The following is a 14369-nucleotide window of genomic DNA, read 5'->3' on the forward strand; positions in this document are numbered from 1 at the left end:
TAGCTCCGCAGATAAAGGCAATGCTTTTTTGTCCTTTTTGTAAAAAAAAATCTACGGAGTATTAAAATATAATATTATACGTTTATATTAATACTCCGTTAATTTTTTTCATTAATTTTATCAACAGCTTATGAAGTGCTCTCTCTCTTTTATCTTAATTATTTTATGCGCTTTTTGTTCTTGTATTCAAGCTCAAAATGTAGGAATTGGTACTCCAGAACCCAAACATAAGTTGGTCGTAGAAGGTGATCGAATCAATTTACAAAATAAGGAACAAACCAAGTTTTTTTATGCTCGAACAGATGGTGACGAGATTGATATTACAACTGTTGGTAGCCATTTTTGGATTACTGCCGAAGAAGATAAGCATATCATTTTAAACCCTAACAATTCTTCTAGCGGAAATGTTGGGGTTGGCACTTATAATCCTACCGAAAAATTACACATAGATGGAGGGCTTAGGGTACAATCCTTAGAAGGAGAAGGCAATAGAATCATTTATGCTAGCCCTAGTGGTATTTTATCGTCAAGTCAGGTTGATATTTCTGCCTTAGAACGTAGCAATCAAGCGTTAAAAGAAAAAGTTGAGGAACAAGCTCAATTAATCCAAGATTTGATTCAACGCATCGAACAGTTGGAACAACCATAATTCTTACAAACATCTGAGCATTTCCCTATATAATCCCCTCATAATTAAACCTTTTATCGTTTATTAGCGTTTCTTTTACATAAAAAGGGCACTTTTGGTCTACTTTTTACGTTTATTAAGAATAAAAGCGTATTTTTAATGTAATCAGACAGTTACCTTGTAATTAAGTAATAAAGCAAAACTAATACGGCTAAATTTAACACATCGTCCATTCTGCTTCGTTACCTATACTAAATTTAAAAACTTTTTAACCCTTATTAATTAATATTTAAAGTAAATATTATGCTATTAAAAAAAATGAATGTTGTAAAAAAATCTACTAGTAAATCTGTAAAGCAAGGAAAATCTAAAGAACAGGAAAAGGAACAAACCCGTCTAACCAAAGAAGAACTCAAAGAAAAAGAAGATAGAATGGGCACCAAAAGAAGAGGACTATTCGTAAAATCAAAATAAGAGTTATTGATTCACTTTTATCCTCCTCTAGTAAAAATATTTAAGGTATTGGCTATAATTTAGCAATCGAATACCCAATCATTTATGTCTATTATAACTCAACAATAGATTTTTTCCTCTTTTTCAGCAAGTCTTTGACTTTTACGCTCCTCCCCTTTTTTATACAAAAACAAATAAATCGTTTAACAAATAATCGTTTTCTAAAAATTTGTTTTTATATTATATATGGTACTGTTGGTTTTTATGCTTTTTTATGAACTATCTCACAAACATAGCGAGCAAAAAAACATAAAAACCAACTTACGCTACCGTACGATTAGCTGCGCTGCTACTTCGTACTCCGTTCAGATTTCCAATGGAGTAATGATCACTAGAATTGTTTAAAATGGTGTGTATTGCAATCATTTTAAGTAATTTTGTCAATGCTTCCGATTGATCTACCAATTAACCCTTTAATAGCTTATAGTCACTTATGATCATTCATAAAAATAGTCCTATTCCTAAAGATGTTATAGCACAACAAACTTCTAGCATTTGTGAACCTAGTTTATCACAGTATAAAGATTTTATATTTGTAACAGGCAACTGGTTTGCTGCACAATCAGAAGATAATGGAACTACTTGGGAGTATATCTCTCCTTATTCCCACCTTCCCAAACCTCCAAATGGGGGGCAATTTGATTGTGATCAGACCACTATAGCTTCTATCCAACATCATTTACTTTTCTGGATTTTGCAATACGATAAAAATAGTGCTGGCAATACTAATGTGTTACGACTCGCTGTTAAAAACTTTAACCATAATTCAAGTGGATCAGATTGGTACTGGTGGGATTTTTCGCCTTGCGAGGTCAATCAAGAATGGGATAACGAGTGGTTTGATTACAATCACGCTGTTGTATCCGATAACTATCTGTATATAGGCACTAATGTTTTTAGTACCATTACGAACCAATTTACTCGTTTTGTTGTCTTGAAATTTTCGTTGAAAGACCTTGCCAATGCAGAAAACACAGAACAGCCTGAAAAAATAAATAGCCAATATATACAAAATACGGTGTCTCCGTGGAGAGCTACACAAGGCGCTCACCATAAAATGTTCTTTGCCAGTCACAACAATAGCAATCAACTACAACTCCTTATCTGGGACGAGCACACCAATGATATGTATGAGAAAAAAATTGCCATTAGTCCTTGGAATGACGTAGGGCATGATTATTCGGATGAAAATAGTTTGGGGCGAACATGGTTAAACCGATGCGATGATAGAGTAACAGGAGCATGGTTTGCCAAAGGAGTTCTTGGTTTTATGTGGACCGCTAATCACGATGAACATAGACCTTATCCATTTATAAGGGTTGTCAGAATCAAAGAAGAAGAATTGGACAAGGAAGCTCCTAGTATTTTAGACGAACCTGATATTTGGAATGAAGATTATGCTTATGCCTATCCCGATGCTGCTGTTAACCAAGAGGGAGATGTAGGAATTACCCTATTTAGAGGTGGCCCTTCCCTTCCTCCAAGTCATTGTGTTGGTATTTTAGATTCGAATGAACCTAATCATTGGCTAATCCAATCTACAGTCATTGGTACGCATTTTCCTAGGGGTAACAAATGGGGCGATTATTTAGCTTGCAGACCTCACCCCGATGGCAAGTCATGGATTGCAACTGGTTTTACCTTGCAAGATAGTGACAATGAAAATACTACAGCTGGTCGTGAAGCCATAGAACCTAGAATTATTCATTTTTCTAAATCAACCTTATAATTATGAAAAAGAATACTATTCTTATCCTTAAAGATAAACAAACAACAAGAGACAATATCCAATCTAACTTAGAGGAAGCAGGTTATGCTGTTATTACAACAAATAGTGTAGATATTGCACTCCAACAAAAAGGACAAATTGCTTTAGCTATGATTGATGTTAGTCTAACAGGCTGCACAAAAATTGAAGGAGAGCAAGTTAATGAGCAGCTAGCAGGAATTCTTTTAGCTTCAAAATTACAGACAGCTCACTCTCCTGCAATAATATTACGAACAGCTCCCAATTCTCAATCCATAGTAATTTCGGCTTCAAAGGAAATAAACGCCACCATATTGGATATTGGTATCGCCCAAAGTGCTATTCTAAAAAAAGTAAAAGAACTCATTCCCAACTATCCTATAAAAAAATTTACCTCTTATCGGGTTATGCAAAAACGTAATCCTTCAATTTTAGCCAACCAAAATCCTATTTTACCGAAACCTCTTTTGGACAAAAAACAAGAGAAAATTGGGTTGACAAGAAAGCCGTATTATAAAAAAGATAGTGCGCTTCAATTAGAGGAACATTTACCTAAATCGAATAGTCGCCCTATTATAAATGGTCCAACGATCTGTAAGGAATAATTGCTTAAGTAGGGTGATTCAGTAGTAAAACAAAAACATATTTTAGCAATTTCATTAAACTATAAAATACTGTTTGTTAACCTATAGCAATAAATCCAATTGTTTCTTTTTAATGAAGTGAACATTGGAAGTTTTAATCTAGCCCTTATTTGGGGGGCAAAATAACAAAAAGCGGGGTAATCAATACCTATTGTTCTTTTTGCATTGCCCAAAAAGAACCAAAAACGCTAGGACTGGATGACTTCTTGGACAAAGTATCTTCTTGCAAGCTTAGGCTTTCAGAAACTCGCTTCGCTCAGATATGAGCTTTATTTTAATAGATTGAGAATCTATTAAAATGAAGGGAAACAAAAACCTTCATGCTATGCCTTTGGTACCTTGTACCAAGCTTACGCAGTTCCCTGCGGTCATCTTACAGAAAAATAGCAGCTTTCTGCGGCGTACTTTGTTCCCAATCAGTCATATGCCCACCAAAAAAAAACTCTAAAAATGGGTTATGTGATGCTTAGAAAATGATTCAAAGAAAGCTCATTGTCAAACGTTTCGTTGCAAAAATAGTAGCAAATATATTAGGGCGAATACATTTGTTTTACTCCTTAAAATCCCTCAATAAAGCCTCATAAATAATCCATCAATTTGCCTAATCTTTTTGGATACCTTATTTTTCTTTTATCGCCATTTTTATAACTTGCCAATAATTAGCAGCCAGTACTCCCTGTTCATAAAAGCCTCTCTTTTTAATAATTTGATGCAACTGGGGCAAATTATACGAAGGCACTCCCATTAACAGATGATGTTCAACGTGATAATTGACATAATAGGGTGCAAATAGCATTCGCTCTAATCGATTGGCATAAGTTGTTCTAGTATTTAAGATCGGATTGGTCGTATCTTCTACCACAGAGTGTTCGGCCATAGAACGCACTCGAATACAAAATTGAAAGGTAGTTAGATAGGCTGTTACCCAAAGTAAATACAACCAACCTGAGGCAAGTAAGTACAACAATACAAAAATAAAAAAATTAGCAACAATGGGCTGCCATAGCTTTGTGATAAATATCTGCAAAAATTCCCCCCAACTTCGATCCTCCTGTGCAATTTTTACCACCTTATTCCCTAGGTTGTATTCTAAGTAGCCTAAGCGCATTAAAACCAACCCCAAAAATGCTTTTACGCCTGTTTGTCCCGATAAATCTCTAAAAAATTTACGCAGCATGCTCTTCTTTGAGGTAGGGTATCCTCTTGTCAAAAGCAGGTCAGGATCTTCTTCTAAACCTGTATATAAATGATGAATTTTGTGATAAGGACGGTAGGCCAGCATATTTTGAAAGATGGGATAGGCTCCCAACCAATTCCCCACCCAATCGTTGAGTTTTTTGTTGCTAAAAACGGAATAATGAGACGCATCGTGCAATAAAATAGCACAAGCCAACTGCTTTCCTCCCAGTATAAATAGCGACAAAAGAACCGTTAGGGGATTTAGAAAAAAATAAGGCAATAATAAGGCAAAAACAATCCATGCCCAATGAGCAGCTACTTCTATTAACGCTTGGAAATCGTTCATTTCTAGGAGCTGTTTTTTCTCTTCTGCTGTAAGATAAGGAGCGGTTGGTATCTGATGCATTGGATCGATTAATTGATTGTTGGTAAATAAATTTAATACTTCGTGGATTACTCCCTGCGGTCATGAGCGCTACGCTTAGTTCGTCCCTCATAGATCAGCAAGCTGGGTTCGTAAGGTCGCAAGCTCTGTTCGGGTTTCCCACGAAGTAATGCAAATTGGCTTCTGAGCAAAAAAAAAGCTAGCAATCCTAAGATAAAACGACCTTAACATTACTAGCTTTTTAGCTCAATTAAAAAAGGATTTAACCCCCATCTAAGTGATTACAATGTACCTCTTCTAGCTTGTTCTGCCTCAATAGACTCAAACAAAGCTTTAAAATTACCTTTGCCAAACGATTGTGCTCCTTTACGCTGAATAATTTCAAAGAACATCGTTGGACGATCTACTACAGGTTTGGTAAAGATTTGTAACAAATACCCTTCATCATCACGATCTACCAAAATCCCCAACTCTTTTAGCTTTAAGATTTCTTCATCAATCTCACCAACACGATCCAAGACGGTATCATAGTACGTTCCAGGAACATACAAAAACTCAATTCCACGAGCTGTCATTTCCTTAACCGTACTTAAGATGTCATCCGTTGCCACTGCAATGTGTTGAATTCCTGCCCCTTGGTAAAAATCCAAATATTCTTCAATTTGAGATTTTTTCTTTCCCTCAGCAGGTTCATTAATCGGGAATTTTACCCGTCCATTGCCATTGGTCATTACCTTAGACATCAATGCTGTATATTCCGTTGAAATATCCTTATCGTCAAAACTAATCAAATTGGCAAAGCCCATTACATTGGCATAATAATCTACCCACGTATTCATTTCGCCCCAACCAACATTTCCGACCATGTGGTCGATGTATTTCAAACCAACCGATTTGGGATTGTAATTAGACTCCCATTTTTTGAAGCCAGGCATAAATACCCCATTATAATTTTTGCGCTCTACAAAAATATGAACCGTTTCTCCATAAGTATAAATTCCAGAACGAACTACCTCGCCATGCTCATCTGTTTCTGTTGTAGGCTCCATAAAAGGCTTACCACCACGCTTAGTTGTTTCCTCGTAAGCCTTGGTTGCATCATCTACCCAAAGTGCTACTACTTTTACGCCATCGCCATGCTTTTTGATATGTTCAGCAATAGGTCCCTCTTCTGACATTGGAGTCGTTAAGACCAAACGAATTTTATCTTGTACCAAAACATAAGAAGTTCTATCTTTTACCCCCGTTTCTAAACCACAATAAGCCAAAGATTGAAATCCAAATGCTGTTTTATAAAAATGTGCAGATTGTTTTGCATTTCCTACATACAATTCTACATAATCTGTTCCCAATAACGGTAAAAAATCTTCTGCTTCATCAAAGATTTTTTCAAGCCCATATCTTACGTTATCCAATTCTTTTAAATTATCTGCCATGATTATTCTATTTTAATGGAATTATTTTCCTCGTTGATTAATATTAAAATTTTGGTATATAACATTTGGTTTTGCACCACCACAATATGCAAAACCCAGTCCTTACCACATAGCACTACTCTGAATCGCTAATTTGATTCGTTGTTTTTCTGAAATTTTACTAATTAGATTATAATTCATTTTTCCTGATTTAATGTTCTAACCAAGACAAGTAATAATTAGGATCCTGAATTTCCAAAGCTGCTTCTGTAATTTGGAATGGACGGAAAGGATCTACCATTACAGCTAATTCTTCAGTATCTTCTACCCCAATGCTACGCTCTGCGGCACCAGGATGCGGTCCGTGAGGAATTCCTCCAGGATGTAATGTAATTTGCCCTTTTTGGATGTTGTTTCGGCTCATAAAATCACCATCTACATAATACAACACTTCGTCTGAATCCACATTGCTATGGTGATAAGGTGCTGGAATTGCTTGCGGATGATAGTCGTACTTACGAGGACAGAAAGAACAGACTACGAAACCTGCTCCAGAAAAAGTCTGATGTACTGGCGGTGGCTGATGCACTCGTCCTGTAATTGGTTCAAAGTCATGAATAGAGAAAATGTAAGGATAATGATAGCCATCCCAGCCTACTGCATCAAATGGATGCGTTGCATAGGTGTATGGGAAGATCAAGCCTTGTTTTTTAATCAAAACTTTAAAGTCACCGTGCTCATCGTGCATTTTCAAATTTTCGGGCGTGCGAATATCTCGCTCACAAAAAGGCGCATGTTCCATCAATTGTCCTTCGCCATTTTGATAACGCTTAGGCAAGTGGATAGGACTGAATGACTCTAGAAAAAACAAGCGATTATTTTCCGTCTTAAATTCAATCTGATAAATTGTTCCTCTAGGCAAAATAATATAATCACCATAGCCAAAATCTAAGTCGCCATAAATCGTATGCACGGTCCCCTCTCCTTCATGAACAAAAAGCATTTCGTCTGCATCTCCGTTCTTGAAGAAATAATCCATTTTTTCTCCTTTGGGAGCAGCCACACCAATTTGCAAATCATTGTTGACCATCAAAACCACTCTACTCTTTAAGTAATCTGCTTCAGGCTTGACCTTAAAGGTACTCAAAGATAAAGATTTTAGATTTTTCTCAACAGCAATTTTGGGGGCAACAGAATAGGGTTCTCCTATTTCTTTGACCAAAGTAGGAGGATGTGCATGGTAAATGAGTGAATAATTAGCTGCAAAGCCCTCTGTACTCACCAATTCTTCCGCATACAAACTTCCGTCCTCCTTTCGAAATTGAACGTGTCGTTTGTTCGGAATCTTTCCTTTCTTTTGATAAAAAGCCATAATTAATTCTGTACTTTTTGTGTGATAAATTGTGGTTAACTAATCTATTTCAGATAAAACAAAAGTACAAAAAAACTATGACTCCTCCTTCCTTAACCTCCTCTTATTACAAACAAGCCACCAACACCTAAATATCAAAGCATTACAAATACAAAATTCAACTTACATTTTCCATAGAATTGCCTCCTCTAAGGTTTTTTCTCCAAACTCATCCAAAGCCCCTAACAATTCACTAACTACAACCCGACAATCATAACGAGCTGCTCTGCCTGCTTCTTTTTCTGTCAATAACCACTGTTGTACTCGTTCTAAACTAGGAATAGTATCAGCAATGTTTCCTTGATCCAATTTTATTAATTCGAACTCACTAACAAAATATTCTGCCAATAATTGTCCTTGTTTTTTGACCGATCCCGTTTGTTCTTGAATCTCTAAGCCATCTTTAGTATGTTTTAAAGCAGCCTCAAAATAAGTTCGACGTTTTTCTGGTTCTTGGATTGAAAAAGCTAATTCAATATAAGTTTGGGCAAGGTTGTGCTGAGCAATAGGCAATTGATCGGCATCTCCAATAGCTGTTTTGATCTCAACTCCTTGTTCCCCATAAAAAGCACCTTCTTTTAGGCACTTGATTTGGCGTAGTGCAATGCCTTTGTTCACCAACAAATTACTCAAGCCAGATTGGCTAACCCCTGGAATTTGTAAGGCTTTATCATAATTGAGAATAGCGCCCTCTGGATGCCCTTCCCACTCTTCGTAATTCGCCAAAATATTATACAATCGAATCGTTTGGTCATTATTTCGAATAGCATCAAATTTACGATATAATAATTCTTTGGCCTCGCCAATTGCCAACCGTCCAATGTTTCTACGGCTCTCTAATCTACCGCTCACAATTGCCCAAGAAATATTGAGATTTAGATCAATAATAGAGCTATCTTTTAAATTAATTTTTCCAGTTTTCCAATCCTCTAGCACAGCCAACATATCTACGACAGAGGTTTCAAAATTTCCCTGACGCTCCTTAATTCGTGCTTTGCCAACAATCCCCCTAAATGGAAAGATTCGTTCAATATAATCTAAAGCAATGCGAGCATTATCATACATAGCAGCACGTTCAAAAATAGTCGTCAATTGCAATAATAAATCAACGCCAATAATTCGATAAACGTCTTCATTCATATCCTTGCTTGCATTGGGATTGCCAATCGCTAAATTCCAATATTTTTTTAAAACTTTATATTGTTCAGATTCATGAATAACGGTAACAAAAAAACGAATCGCAATAAGACGATGTTCATTGTAAATACTTTCTTTTTCTTGAATGCTATTTAGTTTAAGCGCAGCAATAGGGTCATCCAAAACGGTAATCAATGCAGCAATCTCTGTTTTTAAGAAAGAAGTCATAAATTTCATTTCTTCTTCTACCGCCTGCCGTTCAAGCCCAACAACCTGTTCTGCTATTTGCCAAATATCACTGGTATACCGCAAGGATGGAGATAAAATACCATAATCATTCAAACAACGACTAGCAAATAAATCCAAAGAAATCAATTTGGCTAAATCTTCTTCGGGAAACAACCGTTCCTTAAAACGTTCTACCAATACTTTAACCAAACGCAAAGAAACCACATTATGCAACACCCCGTCATTAATTCCCCCCTCTAGGATTCGCCAATGCTGGGGCAAACTTGCTGTAGAAGCAAAAACATAAACAGCTAATAAACTTTTTTCCCAAGTTTCAAGATATTCATAAGCAATGGGTTTGATTGTTAAGGGATCTTGTTTTTCCATTGCTATTTCATCCCAAATCAAATCCTGCTCTACCCGCTGTTGAAAATAATTTTCAACCAATTTTCGTTCATCAATTCGAATGTGCAATACAATTTCCATCTGAACATCCAACAAAGCAGGAATCAAACTTTTGCCGACCCAATCGTGCTGTTCATTTGACAAATCAGGGTTCCATATCTCTAGCGTGTGTACATAATCTTGCTCTTTCAGAAAGGTTAACAGCAAGGTCAGCCGCTTCCGCAACTCTTCTCGATTGGAAAAGCGCTCGTTTAAAGCCTCGATGAATCCTTCTTGCTCGCCCGTAAATAAAACGGGAAAAAAATAAATTACCAAAATTGCCACAATAGCATAAATGATGGCAGATTGGTTCATGTTTAAACCAAATACAGTGGGTGCATTCTCTCCAAGAAAAACCCAATTGATCACTAAATCCCCCCATACTGTTATAAAACCAATAAAAACTACCGTTAAGGCAATTGGTATTAACAACAATAAAGAAGGGATTCTTTTCTTTAGCTGTAACGTAATATAATAAAACCAACTACGTTCACGAATTAAGTCCAATAAGGCATCTTGAACCATAGAAGCCATATCATCAGGGCACAGATAAACGGATAGCTTTTTAGACTTTACCGCTAAATCTACACCCATTTCAGTTTGTTGGCGAACAGGAACCTGCCAAAGACGGCCACCATCCATTTGCACTTTCAGGTGGTTGTTTCGTATCGAAAAATCCTTTTCTTTCATAATTCGTGCAAACTATAGTTATTTTTGATATTGAAGACGAACCGATTCTAGATCTTCTAATGCCTCTAAATGCTCTTTATAGTAATCAACCAATAATGTTTTTCCATCTGCCAAATAAGTAGTTGCGTCATACATTTTACCAAAGGCTTCACTAATTCGATAAGCTCCCACACGAGCATAAACAATATCTCTCCACAACGGCAGCAATTTATTGTTGTCACGCACCAACCAACGAGCATCCAAAGGAGATTCGTAAACATGGCATTGCCCTAATTTTTCGCCCGTTTCAAAATCAAAATAATCAACGACCGAACGTTTGTAATAACGCTCCCGTTGGTCTAAATTTTCTAAATCACTCGCATTTGCTTCAAAACTCAGACCATTAAATTGAATGCCTTCAGCAGGTTCAATATTTGCTGCTCCTATTTCAGAGGCATCGCTTCTAAGGCGATTGTCTGCCTCATAATGATCTGGTAATAAATTAAATAATCTACGATAACCTTTTACAATGATGGGTGTAAATTTCTTTTGTTTACCAACGGTATCTCCAAGAGATTCCTGCAATAAAAGTGTTCCAAAACCTACGATAACCACCTTTTCGTTTTCCATACTGTATTTTATAATTTGTTAATAGTGAATTTTTTCTGAGTACAGGACAAAACTATAAATCCTATTAGGTTGTAAAAAATAAAAGGAGACAACAACTATTTTTAAATCGCTATGCCTTTAGACATTAGATTTTAGACTCCAACAAACACTTAACTGGAGTCTAAAATCTAAAAACGATCTAATAAAGAGTTAAACAGAAGTTCTTAGTTAGCCTATTTTTTAGTTTTGTCCTTCACTCAGGCATGTTTTAATGTTATAAGCCTTATTTTTCTCTTCTTTTTCTGAAGATTCGAAATAAAAGCAGCAGTCCCAACAGTCCAATTCCGCCCCCAAAGATTGACCACCACACTTTATTCCTTTTGGTATACAAAAGAACAGGTCTATCATCGCCCAATTGAATAAAAGAAGCCCAAAAAATAGGATGCGAAGCCAAACCTTTTGTTCCTGCTAAGTATTTTTGTTTGGCCTCTTTTAATGCCAATGATTTATTCAAGCCTTTAGCCAATCCTCCATAAAAGTGCTGCATAATAATTGCTGTGGACAAGTCATTAATTTGCCAAAGCGATACCACCAAAGAAGGAACACCCGCATACATAAATGACCGAGCTAAACTCATGACTCCCTCCCCTTGTTCAAATTTACCAAATCCTGTTTCGCAAGCAGAGAGTACCACCAATTGAGCATTAATGTCCATTTGAGAAATCTCATAGGCCTGCAAAAAATTATCTTCCAGACTATCTCCTATTTCTGTAAAGGCTAAAGAAGACAATAAAGGCTCCTCTTTATCTAACACCCCATGCATTGCCAAATGAATAATGTCATAATGCCCTATGTCTTGTTTAAAGTTAGCCTCTGTTGCTGCTCTCTTTGTTCTAAACTCCCCTTCAAAAAACTTAGACAAACCCGTTACTTCCTCTATGCATTGAGACAAAGGGGTCAATTTTTTTCGAATCGTTAACAACCGCTCTGAATCTATTTTTTTCAATTGCTCATCGTTTAATTCATTCGAATAACTAGGAGCATAAGCCAATAAATGACCATTGTTAGAAACTGTCGTAGAGTTTTGGTTCTTCCACCATAAACTCACAGAATAATTATAACTAATTTGATAAAAATTCAATAAATAAGGCAACTGATTGTACGCTTTTTTTGCTTGATTATCCAATGCCTCTGTTAAAAACACATCAAAAGGTAAATAACCCAATTTTCCATCGGGAATTATGATTAGTTGTTGGATTGAATTGCTATTTGGTGGTATAATATCTTTGATCAACATTTGATAAAACCAATGCGCTACTTTGCAATATTCTCGATAGGCATAGTCCCGATCTTCACTAAAAAAATCATAATCACTAATCGCTAGTCTTAAGCGTTCAACTTGGGCTAATAATTGGTCTTGATCGATCCCTATCTCCTTTACCTCTATTGTTTCCCAACTGATTACAAACACATACATTTTGGAAGGAGTAACCAAATAATCCAACAGCAATTGGTCTTTCTTTAAATCCTTTTGTATCTGCTCCAAAGATAGTAATTTATTATTATATTTAGCATTATAATATTTTGGATAGGCTTGTTCTAAATCCCTCTGAAATTCTGCAATGGTCTGATTTATTTCATTGAATTCTGCAATCAGAATATTATAGGTGGTATCCTCTGGTGAAACAGCCGCTAATTTTCCTTTGATCTGTGCCAATTCTTCTTGAAGTTTTTGCTCCTTTTCTTCTAAATGGTCAGGAAGATAGCCAATTTTTTTTGCCTCATTCATTCTGATCGCTTCATCCAAAAGCCTTGACTTATTTTCTTGCGCCAACAAAAAAGCCCCCTCCAAACAATCCTCGCAATCCAACTCTAAAGCGGTCATTACTCCTTTTTGAGCCAAGGAAGCATTTTGTTGAATCAACTGTAATTTATCGCCTTCAGTCCTAAAAGAGTTTCTTACTTTATTATTAATTTCGTTCTGAGTTTGGTACAGGATATATTGTAATCTCAACCATTCTTTGTCCTTTGTTTTTTCGTATAATTTTTTGAAAAAAAGCTCCACTAATTTAAAGCTTTCCTCCAGTACATCAAAAGATAAAAAAAAGTCTACCTCTGTCAAAGATTTAAATAGGCTTTCCCAAGTTGTTGTATCCATTGAATGAGCAGGATCTAGTGAATTTAGACTAAGGGTCATTTTTGCATCAGCCAATCCTTCTAAATAATCCTGTTGCGCATACTTTACATTGCCATTAAGAACAATGGCTCTTAAAGTAAAACGATTTCTATAACCAACAATATTCTTGCAGAGTTCCAAAACCTCGGCAGCCAATGTTTCTGCCAAATCAGGTTTTCCATGTTTATAATATAGCCGAGCTACCTCCGAAAGTCGATGCGTATATATCAGATCTTTTCCCCCGACTTTTTCCTGTATTTCCAAGGCCTCTAAAGCTGTGGCTATTGCTTCAGGAATTTGCTCTTGCCGCTCGTACAAGATGGTCAAATAACTAATGATAGAGGTATAAGTCTCATTCATTTTACCAGCAAGTTTCAGGTGATTTTCTTTTGCCTTTACTAACGCCTTTGTTGCTTCAACCAACTTATCATTGTCCATGTAAACAAGTCCCAATAACGTTAAGGCATTGGTATAATAAGGGTTATTTGTCCCCATTATTTTTTTTATAATATTATACGCTTCTAACACCTGTCGTTCAGCCCGTTGTAGTTGTCCAGAAAAAGACGATATTTTTCCAGAAAGCAACAAAGTCTGAGCATAGACAGTACTTTCCTTTCCTTCTTCTTTTTCAATAACATCCAACAGTTTATGACAGGTTTTTTCCGCTTCTTGGTAAAGCGAGTTTTGTTCCTGAAAGTTGACTAAAAAAAACAACGCATGAACATAAGCTGCTACATTTTCATCTTCTGTCTCTTCAACCAATTGTTCAGCAAGCTTTAACCCTTTTACAAATTGCCCTCTAGTTTCATACCAATAAAAAAGGCTGTCTATTTCACTTACACGATTCAAAACACTATCTGGCAGCTGAGCAAAACTGACATCTAGCCATAAAAGACAAATTAAACACAAAAGACTGCTTCTCATAATTTCAAGTTATTTAGGACATTAAGAAGTACAACTATGACGAGTAAGTTTATTTATTGACGAATTCAAGCCGATCTAACTCACTCACTATCAATCTTACTATTGCTTTTTAGACCTAAACTCAAAATACGGTTAAAGTTACTTCTTACAGGAGAGAAATTTCATAACTGTACATTTTTCAAAATAACTATAAAAATCACTCACATTCAAACATTTATCCCAAAATAAAAAAAAACGCCTAATTAACTTTGCTCTTTGAC

General features: G+C 36.1%; 10 protein-coding genes. 4 read left to right on the forward strand and 6 right to left on the reverse strand.

Annotated features, from left to right (window positions below):
- The first annotated feature begins 130 nt into the window (after positions 1–130).
- From AsAng_RS13360 to AsAng_RS13375, 4 genes are all read left to right on the forward strand, one after another.
- Positions 131–649, forward strand: a complete 519-nt coding sequence (locus tag AsAng_RS13360) for a hypothetical protein (protein ID WP_264793300.1) — start codon at positions 131–133, stop codon at positions 647–649.
- A gap of 297 nt (positions 650–946) precedes the next feature.
- Complete coding sequence (locus AsAng_RS13365; protein ID WP_264793301.1) at positions 947–1102, forward strand: hypothetical protein; 156 nt, start codon at positions 947–949, stop codon at positions 1100–1102.
- A 472-nt stretch (positions 1103–1574) separates the two neighbouring features.
- On the forward strand, positions 1575–2870 hold the full coding sequence (locus AsAng_RS13370) for a hypothetical protein (RefSeq protein WP_264793302.1): 1296 nt from the start codon (positions 1575–1577) through the stop codon (positions 2868–2870).
- A gap of 2 nt (positions 2871–2872) precedes the next feature.
- Positions 2873–3493: a response regulator transcription factor gene (locus tag AsAng_RS13375; protein WP_264793303.1), complete on the forward strand. Its 621-nt coding sequence runs from the start codon at positions 2873–2875 to the stop codon at positions 3491–3493.
- Positions 3494–4151: 658 nt separating this feature from the next.
- Here the strand turns inward: AsAng_RS13375 and AsAng_RS13380 are convergent.
- The 6 genes from AsAng_RS13380 to AsAng_RS13405 form a co-directional block, all read right to left on the reverse strand.
- Positions 4152–5117, reverse strand: coding sequence for a fatty acid desaturase family protein (locus AsAng_RS13380; protein ID WP_264793304.1), 966 nt, complete (start codon positions 5115–5117; stop codon positions 4152–4154).
- Between the two features lie 260 nt (positions 5118–5377).
- On the reverse strand, positions 5378–6532 hold the full coding sequence (hppD, locus tag AsAng_RS13385) for a 4-hydroxyphenylpyruvate dioxygenase (RefSeq protein WP_264793305.1): 1155 nt from the start codon (positions 6530–6532) through the stop codon (positions 5378–5380).
- 190 nt (positions 6533–6722) lie between these two features.
- The gene (locus AsAng_RS13390; protein ID WP_264793306.1) at positions 6723–7883 is read right to left on the reverse strand and encodes a homogentisate 1,2-dioxygenase; all 1161 of its coding nucleotides are present in this window, start codon (positions 7881–7883) and stop codon (positions 6723–6725) included.
- 162 nt (positions 7884–8045) lie between these two features.
- Positions 8046–10421, reverse strand: coding sequence for a hypothetical protein (locus AsAng_RS13395; RefSeq protein ID WP_264793307.1), 2376 nt, complete (start codon positions 10419–10421; stop codon positions 8046–8048).
- A gap of 18 nt (positions 10422–10439) precedes the next feature.
- Positions 10440–11030 (reverse strand): gamma-glutamylcyclotransferase family protein, encoded by a 591-nt coding sequence (locus AsAng_RS13400; RefSeq protein ID WP_264793308.1) that lies wholly within the window; start codon positions 11028–11030, stop codon positions 10440–10442.
- Positions 11031–11292: 262 nt separating this feature from the next.
- Positions 11293–14109 (reverse strand): CHAT domain-containing protein, encoded by a 2817-nt coding sequence (locus AsAng_RS13405; protein WP_264793309.1) that lies wholly within the window; start codon positions 14107–14109, stop codon positions 11293–11295.
- Positions 14110–14369: the final 260 nt, after the last annotated feature.

The organism is Aureispira anguillae (genome assembly GCF_026000115.1).
GTDB lineage: Bacteria > Bacteroidota > Bacteroidia > Chitinophagales > Saprospiraceae > Aureispira > Aureispira anguillae.

What these genes read in the sequence shown, in the direction of transcription:
- hppD (WP_264793305.1), bottom strand. Translation starts at nt 6,532, where the DNA reads ATGGCAGATAATTTAAAAGAATTGGATAACGTAAGATATGGGCTTGAA.
- AsAng_RS13375 (WP_264793303.1), top strand. Translation starts at nt 2,873, where the DNA reads ATGAAAAAGAATACTATTCTTATCCTTAAAGATAAACAAACAACAAGA.
- AsAng_RS13405 (WP_264793309.1), bottom strand. Translation starts at nt 14,109, where the DNA reads ATGAGAAGCAGTCTTTTGTGTTTAATTTGTCTTTTATGGCTAGATGTC.
- AsAng_RS13390 (WP_264793306.1), bottom strand. Translation starts at nt 7,883, where the DNA reads ATGGCTTTTTATCAAAAGAAAGGAAAGATTCCGAACAAACGACACGTT.
- AsAng_RS13365 (WP_264793301.1), top strand. Translation starts at nt 947, where the DNA reads ATGAATGTTGTAAAAAAATCTACTAGTAAATCTGTAAAGCAAGGAAAA.
- AsAng_RS13360 (WP_264793300.1), top strand. Translation starts at nt 131, where the DNA reads ATGAAGTGCTCTCTCTCTTTTATCTTAATTATTTTATGCGCTTTTTGT.
- AsAng_RS13395 (WP_264793307.1), bottom strand. Translation starts at nt 10,421, where the DNA reads ATGAAAGAAAAGGATTTTTCGATACGAAACAACCACCTGAAAGTGCAA.
- AsAng_RS13400 (WP_264793308.1), bottom strand. Translation starts at nt 11,030, where the DNA reads ATGGAAAACGAAAAGGTGGTTATCGTAGGTTTTGGAACACTTTTATTG.
- AsAng_RS13370 (WP_264793302.1), top strand. Translation starts at nt 1,575, where the DNA reads ATGATCATTCATAAAAATAGTCCTATTCCTAAAGATGTTATAGCACAA.
- AsAng_RS13380 (WP_264793304.1), bottom strand. Translation starts at nt 5,117, where the DNA reads ATGCATCAGATACCAACCGCTCCTTATCTTACAGCAGAAGAGAAAAAA.